The organism is Peribacillus sp. SIMBA_075 (assembly GCF_046534585.1).
In genome coordinates, this window is the sequence record NZ_JAWRYN010000005.1 from 144,138 (window position 1) to 167,694 (window position 23,557).

Annotated in this window: 21 protein-coding genes, 1 pseudogene and 2 riboswitches; of the genes and pseudogenes, 5 read left to right on the forward strand and 17 right to left on the reverse strand. The window is 40.0% G+C overall.

The features are described 5' to 3' along the window. Position 1: 1 nt before the first annotated feature. Both mtnW and SB775_RS06545 read right to left on the reverse strand, forming a co-directional pair. Entirely contained in the window at positions 2-1,234 is a 1,233-nt protein-coding gene (mtnW, locus tag SB775_RS06540) for a 2,3-diketo-5-methylthiopentyl-1-phosphate enolase (protein ID WP_410860943.1), read from the reverse strand. 105 nt (positions 1,235-1,339) lie between these two features. Further along, positions 1,340-1,492, reverse strand: a riboswitch (SAM riboswitch). 128 nt (positions 1,493-1,620) lie between these two features. Further along, positions 1,621-2,793, reverse strand: coding sequence for a pyridoxal phosphate-dependent aminotransferase (locus SB775_RS06545; protein ID WP_089364029.1), 1,173 nt, complete (start codon positions 2,791-2,793; stop codon positions 1,621-1,623). Positions 2,794-2,892: 99 nt separating this feature from the next. On the opposite strand from SB775_RS06545, the gene SB775_RS06550 reads away from it, so the two are divergent. From SB775_RS06550 to mtnA, 3 genes are all read left to right on the forward strand, one after another. Continuing rightward, positions 2,893-3,675: a carbon-nitrogen family hydrolase gene (locus SB775_RS06550; RefSeq protein ID WP_289320220.1), complete on the forward strand. Its 783-nt coding sequence runs from the start codon at positions 2,893-2,895 to the stop codon at positions 3,673-3,675. 71 nt (positions 3,676-3,746) lie between these two features. Further along, positions 3,747-3,901: riboswitch (SAM riboswitch) on the forward strand. A gap of 77 nt (positions 3,902-3,978) precedes the next feature. Next, positions 3,979-5,181 carry an S-methyl-5-thioribose kinase gene (gene mtnK / locus SB775_RS06555; protein ID WP_410860945.1) on the forward strand — a complete coding sequence of 401 codons (1,203 nt, stop codon included), beginning with the start codon at positions 3,979-3,981 and terminating at the stop codon, positions 5,179-5,181. A gap of 14 nt (positions 5,182-5,195) precedes the next feature. Continuing rightward, complete coding sequence (gene mtnA / locus SB775_RS06560; protein WP_284470451.1) at positions 5,196-6,242, forward strand: S-methyl-5-thioribose-1-phosphate isomerase; 1,047 nt, start codon at positions 5,196-5,198, stop codon at positions 6,240-6,242. Between the two features lie 176 nt (positions 6,243-6,418). Here mtnA and SB775_RS06565 read toward each other — a convergent pair whose 3' ends face one another. From SB775_RS06565 to SB775_RS06595, 7 genes are all read right to left on the reverse strand, one after another. Further along, a complete protein-coding gene (locus SB775_RS06565) occupies positions 6,419-7,306 on the reverse strand; it encodes an LCP family protein (protein WP_410860946.1) in 888 nt (295 codons plus the stop codon). Positions 7,307-7,414: 108 nt separating this feature from the next. Then, positions 7,415-8,872, reverse strand: coding sequence for a lmo1851 family serine protease (locus SB775_RS06570; protein WP_410860948.1), 1,458 nt, complete (start codon positions 8,870-8,872; stop codon positions 7,415-7,417). A gap of 294 nt (positions 8,873-9,166) precedes the next feature. Further along, positions 9,167-9,871, reverse strand: a complete 705-nt coding sequence (deoD, locus tag SB775_RS06575; protein ID WP_061463586.1) for a purine-nucleoside phosphorylase — start codon at positions 9,869-9,871, stop codon at positions 9,167-9,169. A 242-nt stretch (positions 9,872-10,113) separates the two neighbouring features. Beyond that, positions 10,114-10,284 carry a YozD family protein gene (locus SB775_RS06580; RefSeq protein WP_064505166.1) on the reverse strand — a complete coding sequence of 57 codons (171 nt, stop codon included), beginning with the start codon at positions 10,282-10,284 and terminating at the stop codon, positions 10,114-10,116. A 174-nt stretch (positions 10,285-10,458) separates the two neighbouring features. Further along, on the reverse strand, positions 10,459-11,166 hold the full coding sequence (locus SB775_RS06585; RefSeq protein WP_061463587.1) for a hypothetical protein: 708 nt from the start codon (positions 11,164-11,166) through the stop codon (positions 10,459-10,461). 175 nt (positions 11,167-11,341) lie between these two features. Next, the gene (locus tag SB775_RS06590; protein ID WP_410860949.1) at positions 11,342-13,108 is read right to left on the reverse strand and encodes an ATP-binding protein; all 1,767 of its coding nucleotides are present in this window, start codon (positions 13,106-13,108) and stop codon (positions 11,342-11,344) included. Between the two features lie 14 nt (positions 13,109-13,122). Further along, on the reverse strand, positions 13,123-13,365 hold the full coding sequence (locus SB775_RS06595; RefSeq protein WP_061463589.1) for a YozE family protein: 243 nt from the start codon (positions 13,363-13,365) through the stop codon (positions 13,123-13,125). Positions 13,366-14,098: 733 nt separating this feature from the next. On the opposite strand from SB775_RS06595, the gene SB775_RS06600 reads away from it, so the two are divergent. Then, complete coding sequence (locus SB775_RS06600) at positions 14,099-14,221, forward strand: hypothetical protein (RefSeq protein WP_410860974.1); 123 nt, start codon at positions 14,099-14,101, stop codon at positions 14,219-14,221. A 225-nt stretch (positions 14,222-14,446) separates the two neighbouring features. On the opposite strand, the gene SB775_RS06605 is transcribed toward SB775_RS06600, so the two are convergent. The 5 genes from SB775_RS06605 to qoxA form a co-directional block, all read right to left on the reverse strand. Then, on the reverse strand, positions 14,447-14,746 hold the full coding sequence (locus SB775_RS06605) for a hypothetical protein (protein WP_410860950.1): 300 nt from the start codon (positions 14,744-14,746) through the stop codon (positions 14,447-14,449). Between the two features lie 355 nt (positions 14,747-15,101). Next, positions 15,102-15,389, reverse strand: coding sequence for a cytochrome aa3 quinol oxidase subunit IV (gene qoxD, locus SB775_RS06610; RefSeq protein ID WP_089364036.1), 288 nt, complete (start codon positions 15,387-15,389; stop codon positions 15,102-15,104). 2 nt (positions 15,390-15,391) lie between these two features. Next, entirely contained in the window at positions 15,392-15,988 is a 597-nt protein-coding gene (gene qoxC / locus SB775_RS06615; protein WP_061463593.1) for a cytochrome aa3 quinol oxidase subunit III, read from the reverse strand. Next, positions 15,979-17,934 (reverse strand): cytochrome aa3 quinol oxidase subunit I, encoded by a 1,956-nt coding sequence (gene qoxB / locus SB775_RS06620; RefSeq protein ID WP_061463594.1) that lies wholly within the window; start codon positions 17,932-17,934, stop codon positions 15,979-15,981. The genes qoxC and qoxB overlap by 10 nt, the downstream gene beginning before the upstream one ends. 50 nt (positions 17,935-17,984) lie before the next feature. Next, positions 17,985-18,926 (reverse strand): cytochrome aa3 quinol oxidase subunit II, encoded by a 942-nt coding sequence (gene qoxA / locus SB775_RS06625; RefSeq protein WP_318686430.1) that lies wholly within the window; start codon positions 18,924-18,926, stop codon positions 17,985-17,987. 202 nt (positions 18,927-19,128) lie between these two features. Here qoxA and SB775_RS06630 point away from each other — a divergent pair. Beyond that, positions 19,129-20,126 (forward strand): annotated as a pseudogene (locus SB775_RS06630) (amino acid permease); the annotation flags it as partial. A gap of 210 nt (positions 20,127-20,336) precedes the next feature. Here the strand turns inward: SB775_RS06630 and SB775_RS06635 are convergent. From SB775_RS06635 to SB775_RS06645, 3 genes are all read right to left on the reverse strand, one after another. Continuing rightward, positions 20,337-20,618 (reverse strand): YokU family protein, encoded by a 282-nt coding sequence (locus tag SB775_RS06635; protein WP_089364039.1) that lies wholly within the window; start codon positions 20,616-20,618, stop codon positions 20,337-20,339. A 1-nt stretch (position 20,619) separates the two neighbouring features. Next, complete coding sequence (gene kamA, locus SB775_RS06640; protein WP_410860951.1) at positions 20,620-22,023, reverse strand: lysine 2,3-aminomutase; 1,404 nt, start codon at positions 22,021-22,023, stop codon at positions 20,620-20,622. 119 nt (positions 22,024-22,142) lie between these two features. Then, positions 22,143-23,528: a sigma-54 interaction domain-containing protein gene (locus SB775_RS06645; protein ID WP_410860952.1), complete on the reverse strand. Its 1,386-nt coding sequence runs from the start codon at positions 23,526-23,528 to the stop codon at positions 22,143-22,145. Between the last annotated feature and the right edge of the window lie 29 nt (positions 23,529-23,557).

The following is a 23,557-nucleotide window of genomic DNA, read 5'->3' on the forward strand; positions in this document are numbered from 1 at the left end:
CTTACAAGCCTCCCCATAAAACAAGAGCTTTTTTTAGTCCTTCTTCCTCAGCAGCCGCTTCTGATAGGTCCTTTCCTGCGAGAACGGCTTCAACAGCAGAACGGAAAGCCTTGGCCCCGCCCTCTGCTCCGTCAGGGTGTCCATGAATTCCACCTCCGGCATTAATGACACTGTCCAGCCCAAAATCCTTGATCAGGTTGGGAACCATGCCCGGATGAATGCCTGCAGAAGGTACAGGGAAGGCCTTTTTCCATGAAAACTCATCTTTTGTAAGAGCTTCAGCAATCGCTAATGTTTCCTTTTTTTCAAGTGCGACATTTCCATAAGGTGATGGGAACAAGGATAAATCCGCTCCTGATAACCTCACTAATTTACCAAGCAATAATGGATACCCGATCCCATAAAATGATGAAGATGCCAATGCCCCGCTATATGCGGGGTGCGCCATGATCGGTAGCTTGATATGATCATGTTCACTTAAGGCTTGCAATACATCCAAACCATATGTATGAACGTTGAACAATAAAGCATCTGCCCCTGCTTCAGCCGCTTGCTTCGCCTTATCCAATAAATCAAATGTTTTCCCTGATAGATTGACAGCATATAAAGTTCGGTGGCCAGTGGTTTCAAAGACTTCATTCAAAATTCTTTTTCCCGTTTTTATTCTATCGAAAAATGGAGTCTGTTCCTGGTCAAAGAGAATCTCATCATCTTTAACTAGGTCGACACCTCCTAATGCTTGTTGCTTCAGTTGCTCATTATGGAAGGTTAGATCCCTTCCTAATACACCTTTAAAGATGCTCATCACAAGGGGCCTGTTAAATACCTCAATCTTTTCCCTTATGCCTGTAATGCCAAATTGCGGTCCCGGGAACGCTTTTTGAATAGCACCGACAAAATCCAGGTCGATCAGTTTTATTTCACCGTCCAATGAAAGTTTGCCGAAGACCGTCGTAAGGATTGCAGGTAAATCATTAGAGAAATTCCCAGCCGGATAGGCAATTTTAATTAGCGAACGGTACACTTTACGATTAAAGTAGCCGTTTGCCCTCTCTTCTTCAGATAGTGGCGTTACGGATACTACACGTCCCTTATGCTTTTCCAGTTGCTTCTGGACCAATTGGGGCAGGTCCGTCCATGTCCCCACAGTCAAACCTAAGGCAATGCTCTCTGCTTTTTTCTCATGATTTCCATTAAAGTCATGAATTAAATAAGTAGCGACTATCTCGCTCATCTGATCACTCCTATTACACGTTAGTAAACTCTCGAAGTCATTAACCTGGCATTGCTCTAAATGGCAAAAGCCCCTTCATATAAGAAGAGGCTTTAAAAAGCCATCTTCTTATCTCCCAGCCATTGGCTGCAAGAATTAGCACCGTGCCTTGTGGATTTCATGAAAATCCGGCGAAGAATTCCGCCCCATTTTACAATGGAATTACGGTCGGTTGCTGGGCTTCATAGGGCTAGTCCCTCCACCTGCTCAAAATAAGAAAACGCTGATATATAGTTACAAGTATCGAAAGATTTAGAATTTATTTTGTATTCTGACAGGTAATCCATACTTTGTCAATACGTTTTTAACCATTTAACGGTGGGATACATTGGATACTCAATCCTTCGTCAAAACAAGTTTAGTGTGCGAATTCGTTCCACAGCCTCTTTTAACCGCTCTTCCGAAGTCAGAAGCCCTACCCTTACGTAACCCTCGCCAAATTCACCGAATCCATTCCCTGCGGCAACAGCTACGTGGGCATGCGTTAATAAATAGTCTGCAAAACTCTCTGACGTAAAACCTTTTGGTACCTTGAGCCAGGCAAAAAATGATGCTTCAGGAGCTTTGACTTCCCAGCCGATTGCCCTTAATCCCTCAATGAAAACATTCCTGCGCCCCTCATACATCTTCACTAATTCCTCTACACAGCTCTGCGAGTCAAGCAATGCACTTGCCGCTGCTTCCTGTATCGCCGGGAAGAGACTCACATAAAGATGGTCTTGTAATAGTTCAAGAGCCTCTATGACACTTTTATTCCCCATTGCGAAGCCAACTCTCCACCCTGCCATATTGTATGTTTTCGATAGTGTGTATATTTCTATTCCTACATCCTTCGCTCCCTTTGCCTGGAGAAAGCTTGTCGGTTTTTTTCCGTCGAACCCTATCGCTCCATAAGCGAAATCGTGGACCACACAAATTGAATGCTCTCTTGCGTGGGAGACGGTTTCATCAAAAAAACTTTCAGTTGCAGAAGCACCAGTGGGATTATTCGGATAGTTCAAGAACATCATTTTGGCTTTATCAAGCACGTCTTTATGTATAACTTTGTAATTCGGAAGAAAACCATTTTCTTCTGTCAAGGGCATGAATTCGGTTTTTGCCTGGGCTAACACTACACCTGAAAGATAATCCGGATAGCCGGGATCAGGAACCAGGATCGTATCACCTGGATTTAATAAACACTGCGGCAGTTCGACAAGACCTGCCTTTCCTCCAAAGAGAATCGCCACTTCACTATTTGGATCCAGCTTGACTCCATATTCACGTTCATAAAAGACGGCAGCGGCATCCTTTAAATATTGATGTCCCCGGAATGGTGAATATTTATGATTAATCGATCTTTCAGCGGCAGTCTGTAAACTTTTCACGATATGTTCAGGCGTCGGTTGATCAGGATTTCCCTGGCCTAAATTAATGACATCATGTCCTTGCGCCGTAATCGCATTGACTTTTGCGACAAGTGAGGCAAAAAACTGCTTTGGCAGGTCCTGAAGCTTTCCGGATTTTTCGAATTGCAACATTTATACACCTTCTCTGAAATTTCTTGAAATTCTAGTCACAAATGATATATGTTTATCATAGTCTTGTAAAGCATTTTTTACATGTGGGGGTTTTAAACGATGAAGTGGAAAATAGCTTGTATTCAAATGGATATAGCATTCGGGCAACCGGATATCAATTTTCAGGTTGCGGAACAATGGTTGGAAGAAGCAGCACGGTCAGAACCCGATATCGTCATTTTACCAGAGCTTTGGACAACTGGATACGACTTGACCAGGTTAAATGAGATTGCTGATCAAGAGGCGGAAAAAACGATTGAATTCCTTAAAACACAGGCAAGGAAACACGAGATTCACATCGTAGGCGGTTCCATTGCCAAAAAAACGAGCAAGGGTTTCTATAACACCATGATCATCATCAATAAGGATGGCAAACTCATTAAAGAGTATGATAAGCTTCACTTATTTCAATTGATGGATGAACATCGCTACCTGCAGCCAGGTGAAAAAGAAGGTTTATTCACTCTTGATGAAAAAATATGTGCTGGATTCATTTGTTATGACATCCGCTTCCCTGAATGGCAGCGAGCCCATGCTGTTCAAGGTGCCGAAGTTCTATTCGTAACCGCAGAATGGCCTAAGCCCAGACTCGATCACTGGAGAGCCTTATTGATTAGTCGTGCCATCGAGAACCAAGCCTATGTTGTAGCCGTTAATCGTTCAGGTTCGGATATCAATAATATATTTGCTGGTCATTCCTTGATTATTGATCCATGGGGAGTTATCGTAAGTGAAGCGGGAGAAGAAAACGAACTATTGACAGGCACCTTGGACTTCACTAAAGTTACGGAAGCACGTAACAAAATACCTGTATTCGAAGATCGCCGGCCGGACTTTTATTAATTTCCCCATTGACAAACTATTTAAAAAGTTGATATTATTTTCCCGAAGATTAAAATTTCAGAATACATATACTCTTATCAAGAGCAGGCTGAGGGATAAAGGCCCTATGAAGCCCAGCAACCGACTGTAATACCATTGTGAAATGGGGCGGATCCACCGCCGGATTATAAAATCCACAGAGCACGGTGCTAATTCCACCAGAATTCATTTTTCTGGGAGATGAGAGGTCCGAAGCCAAAACTTCTGCCTCTTTCTATATGAAAGAGGCTTTTTTATTCTTATTTTGAACCTGGAGGGAAAAAAATGACTCAAAACCATTCGAATTTCAAAAGATTGACAAACGAAACAGCTGTAACCTTTGCAAAAAAACTTGGGTTGATCAATGCGGATGCCAGTTTAAACTGTAAAGAAATCGGAGATGGTAACTTAAATTATGTTTTTCATATTACAGAAACTGATACAAAGAAAGGAATAATAATCAAACAGGCTGTCCCATATGCCAAGGTAATTGGCGAAAGCTGGCCGCTGACATTGAAAAGGGCTGCCATTGAAGCGAATGCACTTATTCATTTCAAAAGCTATTGCCCCGAATTCGTACCGCAAGTCTATTATTCGGATGAACAGCTTGCGATCACAGTCATGGAAGATTTATCGCACTTGAAAATCGTTAGAACAGGATTAATCGATGGTGATCCATATCCATTGCTTTCACAGCATATCGGTGAGTATGTAGCGAAGACGGCATTTTATACATCCGATTATCATTTAGAACCCTCTGCGAAAAAAGAAGTGGCCCGACACTTCACGAATCCGGAGCTTTGCAGAATCACTGAAGTCTACATTTTCACGGATCCTTTTTTCGAGGAGCTCCCCGGGGATTTCGAGGTGGAATTGACTGATGCCGCCAAAAGTATTTGGAATGATCAAGATGTGATACTTGAAGTCGCCAAGCTGAAACAAAGCTTTGAAACCGAGCAGGAATCCTTGCTTCATGGAGATTTACATACAGGAAGTATATTTGCAAGTGAAACTGAAACAAAGGTTATTGATGCAGAATTTGCTTTTTATGGACCAGTTGGTTTTGACCTAGGTCAATACACAGCCAACCTTCTTTTTCAGGCAGTCACACGTAATGGCCCTGGAAAGGAAGAGATTTTCACACACCTCCATCAATTTTGGAATACCTTTGAAGAAGCATATACTGAACTATGGAACACCCAAAATATAAGCCCATTCCGCAATGTGAAGGGTTATCTACCTTATTTACTGGCTAAATTCAAAAGGGATGCATTCGGTTTTGCCGGATGCGAACTGATTCGGCGAACCATCGGCCTTTCCCATGTTGCCGATCTAAATGTCATTGAAGATAAAGAATCTAGGATCGCTGCGAAAACGACAACATTGAAGATTGGTGCTTTTTTAATTAAAAAACGGGAAGAATTGGATGTTCCAGCTGTCATTGATGCGTTGAAAAACCATACACTTCCATTTTATTCAACCCTTTAAAAGGAGACCTGTACATGACGACACTAGCACCCTTACCATATTCAGTCCAATGGGATGATACCCATATTACATTATTAAATCAACAGGCCCTGCCTTCCTTAACTGAATTCATTGAACTTCATTCAGTTGATGATGTATACGACAGCATTTTGACATTAAAGGTACGCGGCGCCCCAGCTATCGGACTGACGGCAGCATTTGGCGTTGCACTTGGTGCCAAACAGGAAACAACCACTGAATTAGGGGAATTCAAGAAGAATGTAACGGGGCATATTGAAAAGCTCGCCTCTTCCAGGCCTACTGCGGTCAACCTTTTTTGGGCATTACGGAGGATGGAAAGCACCTTGCAAGCAGCACAAAGCATTTCAGCTGCCAAGGAAGCACTTGTAACGGAGGCCAAAGCCATCTTTACTGAGGATGAAGAAATGTGCAGGAAAATTGGGGAACATGGTTTATCCTTATTCGCTAAAGGTGATTCCATCCTAACGCATTGCAACGCTGGTGGGATTGCCACAGCCCGTTATGGAACAGCCTTGGCTCCATTCCACCTTGCAAAAGAAAGGGGCTTTCCGCTAAAAGTGTACGCTTGTGAAACCAGACCTGTCCTGCAAGGGGCGCGTTTGACTGCTTGGGAACTGATGCAATCAGGAGTTGACGTCACCTTAATATCTGATAATATGGCTGCACATACGATTCTTCAGAAACGGATCAATGGAATTATAGTTGGGGCCGACAGAATTGCGGCTAATGGTGATACAGCCAATAAAATCGGGACATTGGGATTGGCCATATTAGCTAGGCACTTTAGTATCCCTTTTTATGTGGCTGCTCCATCAAGCACATTCGACCTTTCTATCAAATCCGGCTCATCCATCCCGATCGAAGAACGGGATGAAGCGGAAATCACCTTCATTCAAGGTGTACGGATCGCTCCGGAAAACGTGAAGACATTCAATCCAGCCTTTGACGTTACACCAAATCAGCTAATTACCGGCATCATTACAGAAAACGGCATCATTGCATCTGATTTTGTAAAAAACATTCCGCATTTTGTTAAGTGATCCAGGTCATTTTATTGATATAAAAAGACGAGACGGATTTAAGTATCCCTCTCGTTTTTTAAAAGAAGATCAAATAGTAATATTCTTGCGAGGTCTATTATAAAATAATTTAAGTGATTTGAACAAATCACCTCTTTCGATTGATGTTTTCGATAACAAATGATGAATAGTTATTCTTATTTTGTAAAAAATTCTTGAAGTGCCTTCTTATTTTTAGTATAGTCCATTTCCAACACGGCTCCGGTATGGGGATATATTTCATCTTTATAGCTTCCTTCTACGGGGATCCTTAGAGTTTCAACGGTGTCCGGTTTATGGAAGACGGCTTCTGGACCCATTTCCATTATCGTTTTCACCCCAATATCAGTATTTAAATACGAAAGTCCTTGTTCGATTATACTAGGAAGGGCCGCTATCCCTTCGAAGGACGAGATTTGATTTATAAACGCTGATTTTAATTGAACCAATACTTCCTGTTGACGCTCTACCCTTCCAAAATCACTTTCATCGTCATGTCTAAAACGGACATATTTCAATATTTCCTCACCATGTAAAACATTTTTACCAACGCTTGCTTGAATGCTCATATCATCAATAATTTCCTGATCCACATCCACCACTACCCCCTCAGGGGCAAGCAAATCCACCATCTTCACAAATCCCTGAAAGTCAATTACTGCAACATGATCGACCTTGACATCAAGGTTTTCCTGAATGGTTTTCTTTAGCAGCTCCTTTCCACCATAATAATAAGCAGCATTTATTTTGTTATATGCTGATTTATCCCCAGGGATTTTCACATAACTATCACGCATAATGGAAGCCAGCTTTAGTTTTTCCTGCTCTGGAAAGTATTTTGCCAGTATAATCGCATCTGATCGAGATTTTTCCTCCCCGCGAGAATCAACACCAATTAACAGAAATGTTTTCACGCCTTCTTGGATCACTTCTTTGGTTATCTTTTTTTCCGTACCTGCATTTCCATTTTGTTTGGGTAAAGGCGCATAGGTGCAACCTGCCAGAATCCAGACCATTAGATATATGAACAGTACCTTTTCTTTCATTACCTCACCTCATCGGAAAATTAACCATATCTTTTACCTTATATTGGAATACTATTCATTGAACGACAAAAAAGCCTGCCATCGATAATCGCTGACAGGCTTTTCCATTTATTTGATTTCTTTCTTTAATACTTCAACCGCTTTTTTCACTTGTGTGTCGTTTTTTAGTATTTTTTCCCGTATGACCTGCATCAATTTCACGGTAGTATCATCTTTGATGGTACCAGTTTCTTTAATTTTTTGTTCCCTTTGGAACGCTTTTACCGCATTTGTAGTTGCTTCATCAAAGAATCCATCTATCTTACCAGGATCATGGCCTGCTACCTTCAGCATCTCTTCGGCTGCTTTCACTTCACTGGAGGAATCAGATGCTTTCAATTCCTTATCAGGCGAAATGTACGGAAGGCTGGCATAATCAGGAAGCTTCACAGTAATATCCGGCTTGATCCCTTTCTTATGAATCCAATTGCCTTCAGGAGTCAACCATTTGGCTGCCGTATATTTAAAGTTAGACCCATCATCAAAGTCTTGGGCAGTCTGCACAGTCCCTTTTCCAAATGATTTGACACCGATCAAAGGAATGTCCGCAGATTCACTGACAGCGGCCGCAACAATTTCAGAAGCGCTGGCACTGCCATCATCAATCAACACGACTACCGGTATCTTCAGCTCTCCATCATTCTTCGATTTATAGACTTCTTTTTTCCCGCTGCGATCCTCAACTTGAAGGACCACTTTCCCATTAGGTATGAACAGGCTTGCCATTTCTATTGCTTGGTCAAGAAGTCCCCCTGGGTTTCCTCGCAAATCCAATACCAGACCCTTCATATCCTTATTCGACATCTCTTCAAGTGACGTTTTCAGCTCTTGGACTGTATGTTCGGAAAAACTGGTCACTTGAATTTTTGCAACTCCATCATCAAGCATTTCCGCATAAACGGTTTCAATCGGAATTGTGTCACGTTTAATCGTGAGCTCAATCGGTTCCGGCTCACCAGCTCTTGAGATGGACAAATCCACTTTCGTCCCCTTTTTGCCCCTGATTTTCAGGACAGCTTCAGAAGAGCTTAGTCCTTCAACGCTTTTACCGTTCACACTCAAAATGATATCATTCGGTTTTACCCCTGCTTTTTCTGCGGGGGACCCTTTTATTGGTGAGACGACCATGATTTTTCCATCTTGCTCCTGAATCTCTGCACCGATTCCTTCAAAAGATGAAGAGATACTCTCATGGAAACTAGATGCTGCCTTTTTATCCATATATGCAGAGTAGGGGTCATCCAATGATTTAATCATTCCATTAATTGCCCCGTCAACCAGCTTGTCTTGATCAATCTTTTCATAGTAGTTACCCTTTATTGTATCGTATGTAGAATACAGCTTTTCAAATTCCGCATGTTTATCAGGTGCTAATGACTCTACTTTTTCATCTCCAAAGGTCAAGGCTATTGTAGTAATCCCTGCTGTTAGAAATATGACTAAGAAAATCCCCATAATGAACGTAAACTTCTTTATTTTAATGAATTTCCCTGCCTCTTTTGGCTGTTTTTGATTTTCTTCTTCCACTTAGCCTCACCACTTTCATTCTTCATGACGATATAAACGATTTCATTCTATTTTATCAGCTTTCATGCCAATCGAAAAATAATTGTTATCAAAAATAACAACTTATGATCATATGTATTTTTTTTAACCCTCAGTAAACGGTAAATCAAATGGAACACTTAGGACACCCAGGCAATTCCTGAATGAGCCCCGACATTACAAACATGCGGATACCAAGGAATGAATGAGCCTCTATCCAACTTTCATTATCCAGCATCACTTATTCCTGGTCACCCGCCGTAACACAGCCAATTATCAGTCTTGGATAGCTGCTTCCAATGCCACTTCAACCATTTCGTTAAAAGTTGACTGGCGCTCATCCGACGATGTTTCCTCACCGGTTAAGATGTGATCGGAAATGGTTAATACAGATAAAGCTTGACGGCCAAATTTAGCAGCAAGCGTGTATAAGGCTGCTGATTCCATTTCTATCGCAAGGATTTGGTATTTTGCCCATTTTTCCAATTCGCTATTATCGTTATAAAACTGATCGGCCGTAAATACATTGCCGACCTTCAATTGCAAGCCCTTAGCTGTACCCGCATCATAAGCTTTTCTTAGTAAATCGAAATCCGCGGTTGGGGCAAAGTCCACTCCTCCGAAAGTCATGCGGTTCATTTGGGAATCGGTGGAAGCACTCATCGCAAGGATTACATCCCTGACTTTTACATCTTTTTGAATGGCCCCTGCAGTTCCAACGCGAATCAGTTTCTGGACATTATAGCTGTTCATCAATTCATTCACGTAGATGGAAATGGATGGGACACCCATGCCTGTGCCTTGGACAGAAATTCGTTTCCCTTTATACGTTCCTGTATATCCAAACATGTTACGAACTTCATTGTAAAGTTTAGCATCCTCTAAAAATGTTTCAGCAATATATTTTGCACGCAACGGGTCCCCAGGAAGTAAGACCGTTTCCGCAATTTCATTTTCTTTTGCACCAATATGTACGCTCATACAACTATGTCCTCCTTAACTTGTGGTTGAAATGATATTCAAAAACTACTATACCATATCAGCCACAAGTTAGGAAAATTGAACCTTATCCTAGAGACTTAAAAGATAAGGAAAACTGGTAATCAAGAAAAGGATTTTGGCACCCTCTTCTAAAGAGCAAACAAAACGGCGGAGATCCGCCGTCTTTTTTTAATGGTTTTTAAAATTAAGGGAAAGGAAGCTGCTAACCGTCGTATGACAGGTTACTCATCGACTTCTTCGTCAATTATGCATTTTTCAAGAAGATACTCGAATGTGATGTCAGCAAGATCTTCAACTTCAGCTTCTGTTGGAAGATAGCCCCGTCTTATCAATTCTTGAAAAAAGAATTCCGCTATCTCTTCTGTATCAATAAAAACCTCAATTTCTCGCAAATCATCGCCCCCTTAATTAAAGGTCTATGAGTGTGTAGAGACAAATATTCCAGTAAGGCATTCCATTATGGAAAATCATTTTAAGGACCTACATTTACCATGGTCCCTTCCCGGCCAATTAAATGGTTTTTTAAGAAACTTGGAAATTGATCCTTTAAAAGTTTGGCATACTTTTCACTTCGTTTGCTTTTTTTTATGATCTGGGTAAATTTCCTCTGCCGCTTTTTCAATTTTAGCAAGGGCAATCTTCATGATATGACGATATTCATCATCGCCAAAATGTTCATAGAGCTTACAATAATCATTATATAAATCCAACAGTCCATCAATCATTTCCTTTTTTTCATTTTTTGTCATTGTCATTTCTCGCTCACCTTTACCAGGGTTGTTTTGTTTAGCAATGATAGCAAGCTCATTATTCTTTTTAGAAAGGAGCAGTCCTAACTTTTTAATGATCCCATCTGCACGTTTAGCATCGGCTATCAAAGTCAGTTCTTCTTCATGCGCTTCAAGCCATTCACCATCCGAGATTCTTGATAACTCATAGATTACATCCTCCCAGGCATTTTCCTTATAGCGCCAAATCTCCGTTCGATAACCGATTATCTTGAAATAATCCTGTTCATATCCATCTACCTGGACTAAGTCACCTAATAAATATTTATATTCAATATCGATTTGTTCTTTTTGATAAAGGATTTCTCCTTCATATTCATTTATGGATTGCAATGTTTTTTCAATATAAAGACCTTCACTATAGTTCACTTCATACACATAAGCACCATCGAGAAATTTGACATCGGTTATTTTCCCGACTGTCCCATACATTGTTATTACGACTGTATCGCCTAATTTATATTTCGGCTGTTTTTTTTTGCCCATAAGAGACATCCCCCAATATGGTCCTTATCGTTGATTAGTAAATTATATGCACAAACAAACATGGAGGTTAATGGAAAAGAGAGGGCATTTTGCTCATTTAGATATGTAACTTGACATTTTATTGAAGGGGAATGAAAAACCTTGTACATTATTTTACTACAACCAAAAAGCCGTCTCATTTTATGAGACGGTTCGTAGTAGGGATTATGAGCGTCACTTTCGTTCCTTCGTCGTAAACGCTCTCAATTTGGAATCTCCCTTTTAATTCCTCCATTATCTGGATGCAGGTCGCTACACCTAAGCCGTTTCCATCAGGTTTAGTGGTATAAAAGGGCATGCCGATTTTTTTAAAATTCTCGGGACTGATGCCTTTTCCATCATCTCTGATCATTAATTTTACATATTGGGACACGGCAGTCAGGTGTAGTTCAATCTGGCCTTTTGTTTCGATGGCCTCAGAAGAATTATTCAGGACATTCAAGAGGACCTGTCTTAACCGGTTTTTGTCTGAATAAACAAAGACGGATTGTGTCACTCCATTAATTAATTTTACAGGAGAACTAGGAATTGAAGAAGTATAGGTATCTATAATTTCATCAAGGAAATCTTTTAAATCTATTTTCTCCCATTCTAATTGATGAGGTTTAGCCAAATCAAGAAGTTGTGTCACGAATACATTGACCCGATCCACTTCATGCAGCATGACATCACTATATTTTTCTATTAATGTTTTATCATGATCCTGGCTCTTCAATAGTTGGAAAAAGCCCTTTATTGTCGTCAGCGGGTTCCTGATTTCATGGGCGACCCCGGCAGCAAGCTGGCCAACGTATTTTAATTTTTCTGTACGGACGATTTCCTTTTCACGATCTTCTATCGTTTCCATCATTCTTAGAAAGGCGAGATTCAATTTTTCCATTTCTTCGAAGCTTCTTTTATTGGAAACGACGAATTCCTTCCCTTCAATGAAATCTTCAGTCGCTTCGACAAGATCCTGAACTGGACGCACAAGTGTCTTTGTAAGTAAATAGACTGCCAGAATGATAGAAACAAATACGATGCTGTAGATGGTCAGATACCGTGATAAAAGGTCATTCAAAGGCTGAAACACCTGTTTCTTATCTGCCCCAACAACAACAAACCACTTATTCTCCGTTTGTGCTATCGTATGGACAGGCTGGATAGAATGTATTTTTTCCCCATTCTCTGCACTGTACAATTCATCCGATAACGAAGCTTCCATCAGTTGTTCCTTCGTTAATCCCATTTCCTCCAAGGCTGAATTCTGAATGACGCCATGTGGTTTTTTTTTCGAAATCATGATACCGTCCTGATTAATCATGAAAAAGTCCACTGGGTATTTATCGCTAATTTCATTAGCCTTTTTCTCCATCATCTCCCAAAGCCCTTCCAATCGGAAAGCTGGAGACACAACACCGGTCATCTTCCCTGTACTATCATATACAGGCGCACTTAAAGCAATTATGGGTTCTGAGTAAGCCTGGGTTTTATATACGTCAGAAAGGAATTCATGACCTTCTTTGGCCTCTTTGAACCATATTCTCTTCGCGAGGTTATCCCCGATCATTTTATTGGAGGTATCTGCAATGACATTGCCTTCCATATCCAAATGCAAGACACCGTAATAATTTCCTTTTGCATCGATAAACTTTTTTAGTTCAACTGACTTCTCTTCTTTTGAAGAGTCCGGATTGATGATTACCGAATTCGTACTCATTAACTTCACATCACTGATCCGTTCGTTCAAATAGCTATATGCTTCATTTACAATATTCAGCGAACCTGCATTCAAGGCATTTTTTGCTTCCTTTTCCAGCAGGGACCGTTGTGATTCATAGGATATGATTCCCAATATCAGAACAGGAACACTTGCTATAAGTAAAGAATAAAGCAAAATTCGGGTTTGAAGGCTTTTAAGCATCCTTCCGATCCTCCCTATTCCTGATCTCCCAATAGGAGTCCTTCTTCTATTTGGACATATTGTTCCCATGCATGATCGAATACTGACATACTTTCGAGATAGTCTGCATTCAATTCTAAATAACTGCTCACTTCATTATAATCAGTCGATTGTTTTGGAAAGCCATGATCCTGATAGGCATGATTGGCAAATTTAGTGATTGAATCAATTTCCTTTGGTTGTCGAAATTTCATTAAATATAAATAAAATGGTCTCATAATGTCGAGCCCCCCTAAAATAACTATGATTTCTGCTTTAATATATCGGAAACTTTCGCTTCCGTCCACTTTTTTAGAAATCAATTTGGTTTTTTCTTCCTCAATTTATAAAAATATACGATTTTTCTACAAAAACCGCATTCGATATAAGCTGGAAATACAATATAAATATCCTTCTCATTCCTTATTAATTCCATCCTTGTAAAGACGGGAAATTTTTTGTACTCATTCACGCTTTAGCCTTTTATGTTCATCATTAAAAGCATGGTCATTCATGCCGCATAATGGGCGGTATTACTTCAAATATTCAATGACCCGATTGTTTACTTTTAGTGATTGGGAAAATCCCCTTCATCAAAGATAGAAAAAGCGATTTACGCTTTTTCTGCCTAAAATGAGGGGATTGGTAATTTATCCTTTATTCTAAAGGCTGTTTTCACATACTTTGTTGCTATTTACCAGGTAGTGAGTTGTGGTTGATTTCCCCTCCAGATGCTCGCTTTCCTTGGTGCGGGCGGTGAGCCTCCTCGGCGTAAACGACTGTGGGGTCTCACCTGTCCCGCTGCTCCCGCAGGAGTCTCGCATTTCCGCTCCAATCAACCTTAAATAGTTTCGTTTTAAAAACAACAATCTTTACGAAAAGAGCCATTCTAAAAGTCAAAGTAGTTAAGTTTCAACAGCCATTTCATGTTCATTACGCATGTTCTGGGTTAGTCACGTAATTTTCCCGTCGATGCATTCGTTCCTTTCACAATATCCAACAAAAACGGTGCTGCGAAATTTTGAAGGTGCGATAACAACATATACTGAGCATTATACTCCTGGACTTGCGGATGATTATTGGGGTATATCCTGATATGGAAGATAAACGATCAGATAATTCGGCTGCAGTGTGATTTCCCCTCTCCCCCTGGAGCATCAACACGAATGTAGGGACACCGTTTTTTATTGTAAGTATGGGATGTGTGTCTTATCTAAAGAAAACATGCGAAAAGAAGCCAAAAGACACACGGTTGTTCAACTGATTCCTTTTGCTAGCACCATCTGTTACTTTAATGAACAAAAAGAACTTAGCTTTTGTTTAACTTACTTTATAAGTGAGTACATATAAATTAAAAGGCAAGTATAGAATAATCATCTCTACTTGCCTTCCAATTGGACCTATTGTTAGTTTTTCCATATTATTTATTGCTTTTATTTGCTGTAATAAATCCAGTCTTTTCACTATCGCCTTACACCTACACATTTTTTTGATATTGAGGTTCTTACGATTAGTATGAAGAACATATAACTCACGAGTAGGATTTTCACGATGAAGTTCTTGATAAGCTTTCATTGCATCTGGAGAAATAGTAATTTCTTTTTGATACCCTTTCCCCACATCAAACACCTTGCTATTACTTTTCCCCAGGCACTATCAGTGGCTATTTCCCCCAGCAAATCGCTTGTTTCTGTTACTAAAGACCCCCATTAGTTAGATTCCATAAGCAAAACATTAAATACATATACTTAAATAACAATGCATCCATTAGAGTAGAGTGTATTATTTAATTTGAATAGCGAGAATGTTTAAACGTTGGAAATAACCTTAAAAGGGAATTACAAAAGCCATACCCCTTTATCAGCAGTTATATTGTGATAGTGCATTCTAAACTTTTTCCTATTCATGGCTCATTGTCCCTATTTCCAACTTCAATTACTCTTCATTCACCTTCTGTTTTCCAAACTGTTTCATATCAATAACTCCAACCCCAAATCATACATAATATTGTACCCAAGACAGTAATTAGAGCTAGGAATATAGCGCAATATAGAGTCATAAAAATTGATTTGCTATCATCAGTTTCTCGAGCGTGCATAAACACAACTAGTTGAACAGCTGCTTGTATGAATGCTGTCAATATAAAAATCGTCATGCCTGTTGCTTTTGACATATTGAAAAAGTAAACCAAAAGGGCTACAACCGTCAAAATCAATGAAAATACAAAACCCCATACTTGTTTAGCCGGGAAAAATTCCTTCATGTTTATGTCATTCCTTTCATGTAGATAAAGGTGAAGATGAAGATCCAAACGATATCCAGGAAATGCCAGTAAAGAGAAAAAATGAAGGATTTATTGGCTGTTTCAGGTGTCAATCCGCGGTTTTTCACTTGAAGGATAATGAATGACCCCCAGAAAAGTCCTAATGTTACATGTGCTCCATGTGTCCCTAATGTTGTAAAGAGCATCGATGTAAATGCACTAGTTTGCAGTGTAGCTCCTTCGCGATAATAGGTAATGAACTCAGTAATTTCAAATCCTATGAATCCTACTCCAAGAAGAAGAGTGATTACGAAGAATGTCAACATGGCTTTCTTGTTGCCAAGTCGCATTGCATGAATTCCAAGCCCGATGACAAAGCTGCTTGTTAAGAGCAAAAATGTTTCAGCAAGTACTGGAGTGATTTCAAAAATTTCTGCTCCAATAGGACCGTTACCCGTACGATCAACTAATGTAAAATATGATGCAAAGAGTGTGCCAAAAAGCATAATTTCGGCTCCAAGGAAAATCCAGAAGCCTAAAATATTTAGACGATTTTGTTCCGTACTATATTCAAGAGGTTGCGAGTGATCTATTTCCATTTACTAACACCCCCAAATTTTGCTTCTGTCTCTTTAATTTCTTCAACAGAAATGTAATGCCCATGATCTATTTCGAATGAACGATAAGCCATGCAAACAAAGATACCGATTAACCCAATAATCGCAAGAAACCATATGCTGAATACTAACGCAAATCCAAAGACAAAGAAGATGCAGGACATGATAAACGGTCCGCCGGTGTTATTGGGCATATGAATTTTTTCATAGTCACCCTTGAATAATTCATGACCTTTATATTTAGCATCCCAAAACGTTTCCCTTGAGTTCACTTGTGGAATAATAGCAAAGTTATATTCTGGTACGGGGTTATGAGTAGCCCATTCAAGGGAACGTGCATCCCACGGATCATCACTAACATCTCTTGAAGCATGGCGAATGCTATAATAAATCGTATATACGATTAATACAAAACTGATTGCCATTAATGCTGTCCCGATAAACGAAATCATATTCAATGGTCCAAATCCAGTCGATTCAGAAAATGTGTACATACGACGTGCTTGACCATCTAAACCAGTGATATACATAGGGAAGAATGCTAAGCAAAAACCAATGGTTAGAAACCAGAACGCCCATTTCCCAATTCTTTCATTTAACATGAAACCAAACATTTTCGGCCAGTAGTAAGTACCGGCACCAAGCACAGCAAATACTACACCCGGAATAATGACATTGTGGAAGTGAGCTACTAAAAACATTGTATTATGGTATTGATAATCCGCCGCTGACATCGCAAGCATAACCCCGGTAACTCCACCTATTGTGAAAAGAGGTATGAAACCTATTGAATAAAGCATAGGTACAGTAAATCTGATTCTACCTTTCCACATCGTGAACAACCAGTTAAAGATCTTGATTCCAGTCGGAATAGCAATTACCATCGTTGTAATCGAGAAAATACTATTAACATATGCTGCTTGCCCCATTGTAAAGAAATGGTGCGTCCAAACGAAGAATGAATATATAGAGATAAATACCATTGAAGCAACCATTGATCGATAGCCATATAGGTTACGTCGTGAAAAGGTTGGGATAATCTCACTAAAAAGACCAAATGCAGGCAAGATTAAGATATATACTTCAGGATGTCCCCAAACCCAGAACAGGTTAGCCCAAAGCATATCCATACCGCCATCAGTGATTGTGAAAAACTTGGTTGCGAATAGTCGATCCATTGTTCCCATGATCAGCGCCACTGTTAATACAGGGAATGCGAAAATGATAATAATGCTTGTGACTAAAGAAGACCATGTAAACATTGGCAGTTTCATTAATGTCATACCAGGTGCTCTCATTTTAAGAATGGTCGTCAAAAAGTTTATCCCCGTCATTAATGTGCCTATTCCGGCTATCTGAATACCAATCATATAATAATTCGTTCCAACATGCGGGCTAAATTCATTACCTGCAAGCGGGAAATAAGATGACCACCCTGCATCAGGAGAACCACCAATTACAAAAGAGATGTTGAATAGCATCGCACCCATAAAAAACAACCAGAAACTTATGGCATTTAGACGTGGGAATGCTACATCTCGGGCTCCAATTTGTAATGGCACTACGAAATTCATTAAGGCCATAATGTACGGCATCGCCATAAAGAGAATCATCACAACCCCGTGTGTTGAAAAAATTTCATTATAGTGCTGTGAATCTAATAATTTGTTATCCGGTACGGCAAGTTGCGCACGCATCATCACAGCATCTACTCCACCACGAAATAGCATCAACAACGCAGATATAAGATACATAATACCTATTCTTTTATGATCGACCGTTGTAAGCCAGCCACTCCATAAATGAAACCATTTTTTAAAGTGGGTTAAACCAACAATGATCAAGAGAACAGTAACACCAATGGCCACCATTGATGAGTAAATGACAGGACTAGGATTTGGTATAAGAAATCTAGAGAAAAAACCCATACTTTTGTGTTTCCTTTCTGAAACGATTTTTCTTGAGTTGGACTAAGAAATTATTCATGATTGTGTGCTGATTTTTCTTTACTATTACTTGACTTATGATCATGCTCCATATGTTCACCTTTTGAATTCGAGTTAGAGTCACTTGAACCATGATGATGTCCAGCATTTTCACCTTCTGGAGCTGGTGAGAAGCCTAAATGTGTTCCAGTAAACGTTAACTGTCCCTCATGACCCGGTTTTAATAATTCATTGAATCTTACTTCAGTAATAGGATTCGCAGTTTCTTTAACTTCCTTTACCCATTCATCAAACTTATCTTGAGATATCGCTTCGACGTGGAACGTATTTTCTGCGAATCCTTTCCCACTAAAGTTTGCATTTCGTCCCATCATTTCCCCTGATTCGTCCGCTGCTAAGTGTAATGTGGTCACCATGTTAGACATGGCATATTTTTGACCGCCAAGTTGTGGAATCCAGAAACTCGTGATAGGCCCGAATGAATAAAGTTTAAATTCAAGTGGTCGATTTGTTGGAATATACAAGTAGTTTATTGTCTCGATATCGTTTTCTGGATAACTAAAATGCCACTTCCAGTCAGATGACGAAGCGTAAATAACTAATGGATCTTGACCTTTGTACCCTTCCGGCGTGGCTTCCACTTTATTGTTGGAAATTACAGAAACAACGGAGAAGAAAATGACGATTAAAATTGGCACCCCCACAATAATCGATTCAACAACATGATTCCCTTCAATGTAGGGTGGTTCATAATCTTTGGGTAGTTTAGAGTCACGGTATTTCGCTAACACAAAGACTAAAATAGCACAAACAACAATAACAATAACCGTCATGATCGCAATTGATAGCCAAATCACATTTGCTTGCGTTTGGGCTTGAGGTCCTTTAGGATCTAAGACCGCTAATGATTCACAGCCAGAAAGCAGATTGACTATGGTAGAAAGAATAGCAAATAAAACCCATTTTGTTTTCATATATGTATCCTTTCATTTAAGATTTAAGATTTCATTTCTAAGTTATCCACAAAAAATGAAGTTATCCCAAAAAACGTGTATTAAGAATGGTAATTTCTCACAATTGCATTTTTAGGCGGGATGAATATGTATGAATTCAATAGAGAATGTTCAGAGAAACAGGTAATTTAAATACCTACTTGCTTTGAAAAGGAATTTGAATATGTGGGGAGTTACTGCATGGATTTTTTTTCCTAGTGGTCATAATAAGGGTAGTGAAGAAGAAAATTTAAAAAGGTGGCAATTGTCCTTAATAGGGGTTTGCTGCACTATTTGTACTGGATTTTTTTCGCAGCTATTTGGAACCTATATTGTATACAGCTTATTAGCTAAAATGACGGCTGAAGATCCTCAAGTTGGATCTTTCTGCTACTATGCAAACAAACTTATGGGCGTTGGGTCAAATTTAACGCGGCTGGAACTATTGGAGTTCAAACATCCTCCTTATGGGTGGCCAATTAACGGCTCTTTCGACCTTATCAAGATTTTGGTTTCCAAATGTTCCTCTTTGGCTCTTTGCAGCTGGATACGCCATTCTCACGATTATTGTCGTTTTAATCGGCAATGAGGGTTTTATTTACTGACCGTTATCAAAACGGCGGCTATTGTTATTTTATTATTCTTGCAGGGCTGCCGTGTCGGATGGATTCACGGGGATGTAAAACATGCTGGGTTGCCTAATTTTAGTCAATGAACTATTTCCCGAAAGGCTGGAAAGGTTTTTGGTCATTCTTAATCTATGACTTTTACGGTTATGGAGGAAGAAGTAATTGGACTTATGGCCATGAGACTTAAAAGGAAGGAAGATGCTCCCAAAGCGGTTATCATTATGTTAATAGTACAAGTGGTGATTTATATCATTTCACTCCGACTTGCAGTTTATATGGCTGCACATGTGGCGTTTAATAAAAGGAAAGTCCTTTTGTAACGGCACTGGATAAATAACGCAACTATTATCTTAGCTGGTTTTTCAACGATGACCGTTTCATTTATTTGGGGTAACAACACTCCTTTTGAACCTCGCAGATGGCGGTGATTATTATCACTTCGTTGCTGTTACCTGGTAAGATTTACGAGAACATTACGACAGCCGCAGGGATCTTAATTTTGTTAATTAGCTTCATTATTATTTCTGCTCTTCGTATTTTGAAAATAAAAATTAGTTGTTTTATTAAAGAAATTTCAAAAGACCTCTCCAAAAGAGGCTTCTAAATAATCCATCTCAATTCACTTCAGAATTCCGCGTCACCACGGAAAGCCACCGCTACTAATGCCTTCACCGTTCGAGATGTGCACCCTATAGACCGCACCGCCGGGCGCACAGAAAAACCTCACCAAAAAAAGTAGATGAGGCAACTTCTAATTATTTTGTTATTCCCCAAAGTCAAAATAATTCCGCTTTAACACCCGCTTCATCTTCAATAACCCGTCATACGTCGTCTGTTTCCCTAACTGTTTCGTATCAATTAAAAACAGCTGGTCTTCAATCTCTTTAGTCGTTTCATCACTCTGAAATAGCGCATGGCAATTATCACAATGGAACGATGGCGTTTCATCAATTTCAACAGCCCTCGAACCATCCGGCAGTTCCCAATACACCGTCCCCTTTACCGATGCAAGCTTCCCTTTCTCACACCATGGACACGTCTCCATGCTATTCATCTCCCTTTGGAGTGCTCTTTTTTTGCTGTGCCTGGAATTTCTTTTCTTTTAACAGATCTCTCTTTTCACGCTGGTTTTTCAATGAAGCATGCTCTGGGTTGGTCCCATAATTTTCCCGTCGATTCATTCGCTTCAGTCCTTCAGGGACCAAATTAAATTGCTTGTCGTTCATCAAACCAGCAATTCCTATATCTGACCGTTTTTCTTCCATTTCAGGGTATATCCCTTTGAAATAATCATCTGCAAGCCCTGGTGTGTAGTGCTCAGGTTCGGGATATGTTGTAATCACTCCTTCAAAATTACGAAGCACTGTTTTTGTCGGTGATTGTGAAAGGATATAATTCGGTTGTAATGTGATTTTCCCGCCACCCCCTGGTGCATCGACAACAAAGGTTGGAACGGCATACCCGGATGTATGGCCACGTAGTCCCTCGATGATTTCAATCCCTTTTGATATGGGAGCCCTGAAATGACCGATGCCTTCCGATAGATCGCACTGATAAATATAGTATGGTCGAACCCGAATCTTGACAAGGTCATGCATCAGCTTTTTCATGATAGCGACACTGTCATTTATCCCCGCTAAAATAACGGCCTGATTACCCACAGGTACTCCTGCATCGGCAAGCATCTCACATGCTTTCTTTGACTCTTCGGTAATTTCGATTGAGGTATTGAAATGAGTATTCAGCCAAACCGGATGATACTTTTTTAAAATGGTACATAAATTTTCAGTGATTCTTTGAGGAAAAACAACCGGAGCCCGTGTACCTATCCTGATTATTTCAACATGAGGAATTTCCCTTAAATTTTTGAGGATATATTCAAGGATCGTATCATTGATCAATAATCCGTCACCGCCGGAAATAAGGACATCCCGAACTGCCGGTGTGTCACGTATATAACCGATTGCAGCGTCCAATTGTTTTTTGGGCACGCCCATTCCAATTTGGCCTGAAAAGCGTCTTCTCGTACAATAACGGCAGTACATGGAGCACTGATTCGTCACCAAAAAAAGGACACGATCCGGATATCTATGGGTCAGTCCCGGTACAGGGGAGTCCTCATCCTCATGAAGGGGGTCTTCCATGTCATATTTGGTTTTATGCATTTCTTCCGAGATGGGAACCGATTGCATTCTGATTGGACACCTTGGGTCATCTTTATTCATTAACGAAGCATAATATGGGGTGATATTCAATGGGATGGTTTTTATGGAAATCCTCACACCTTCCTCTTCATCCGGAGTCAGGTTTATCACCTTTTTCAAATCATCAACAGTTCGGATCGTATTCGTAAGCTGCCACAGCCAGTTGTTCCATTGTTCTTCGGTTACATCTTTCCAGAGCTCTATATCTTTCCAATTGCGATCTGGCTTATATAAGTCAAATAACATGGTTATACCTCCTGAGTTATGATAGTAGTATTAAATGCAAGAAGTGTGCCAAAATGACACCAAAATTCGAAGGCACCTAAAAAAAACCGGACAGCTGGCTGCATCCGGTTTTTTCAGATTCAAATATGTTTTTTTATTTTATATTGTAAGGTCTGCCTTGGAATCTGCAATAGCCTCGATGCCTGAAAAACATTTCCGTTCGTTTGAAGAAGGGCCTCAGTAATCAATTTTGTTTCCATTTCAATCATGGCCTCACGAAGGGGAATTATTTTTTCTGATGAGGAAGGGGAACCCTTTTTTAAAAACTGGGGCAGATCTTCCATGTTCAAAACATCCTTCTCAGTATGGTTCATCATGAATTCTATCGTATGTTTTAGCTCCCTTACGTTTCCAGGCCAATGATATTCCTGAAAAAAAACCTTTGCCTGCTCATCAATGCCCTTTATGGACAGTCCTAATTTACTGTTAAAAATTGATATGAAATGTTCTGTAAGAAGGGGTATGTCATCAGTCCGTTCCTTTAGCGGAGGCAGCTCGTAGCTCAATACGTTTAATCTGTAAAATAAATCTGGCCTCAGCCTGTTTTCCGATACCGCCTTTATAGGATTTATATTCATCGCTGCCATGATCCTGACATCCACCTGAACACTCTTTGTACCGCCTATCCTCCTTATGAACCCATCTTCAAGCACACGCAGAAGCTTTGCTTGCAAGTCAATCGGCATCGATTGCAATTCATCCAAAAACAAGGTTCCGCCGTTGGCTAATTCAAACAATCCCTGGCGTTCCATGGCACCAGTGTAACTTCCTTTAGCGGTACCGAATAGGAGAGATTCCAATAAATTTTCTGGCAAGGCCGCACAATTTTGCGCAATGAATGGTTCTTTGCTGCGGCTCGAATCCTTGTGGATGCTTTGAACAAAAAGCTCTTTTCCTACACCACTTTCCCCATAAACCAATACCGATGAAGAGGAGCGGGCAGCCTTTTTCCCTTGTGATATCAAACCTTTAAACCCCGTATCATTTGTCAGGATTTCAGTAAAAGAATACAATCGGCCGTTCCCAGGCGTTTTTTTTTCAGGACTTTTGATTGTCTTGAGCGAGCTTTCCAGGTCAGCCAATCTTTCAGATAATTGCTTCAAGCTTGAATAATCCTTGGCAATTTCTATTGCACCTATCATAAACCCATCCACATATATGGGGAGCGTCGTATTTAGCGTCTCAATGATTCGCCCATGTGCATTTACATACGATTGACTATGGTTGTAGATTGGTTTTTCAGATTTAATGACCCGTAGTAATGTCGATGATTTGTGATTCAAAGAAGGAAAGGCTTCAAGCAACGGTTTTCCAAGCACCTCACTTCTTTTCATCCCATCATGATTGGCCGCCACTCCGTTATAAAAGATGGTCTGTCCCTTTGGATCTATCACATGAATGCCTTCATCAATGGTTTCTAATATCGCTTCCAACACTTCACTTGTATTAAAAAATTCACTTGGCAAGATATCCCTCCTCTAGACCTTATTCCTAG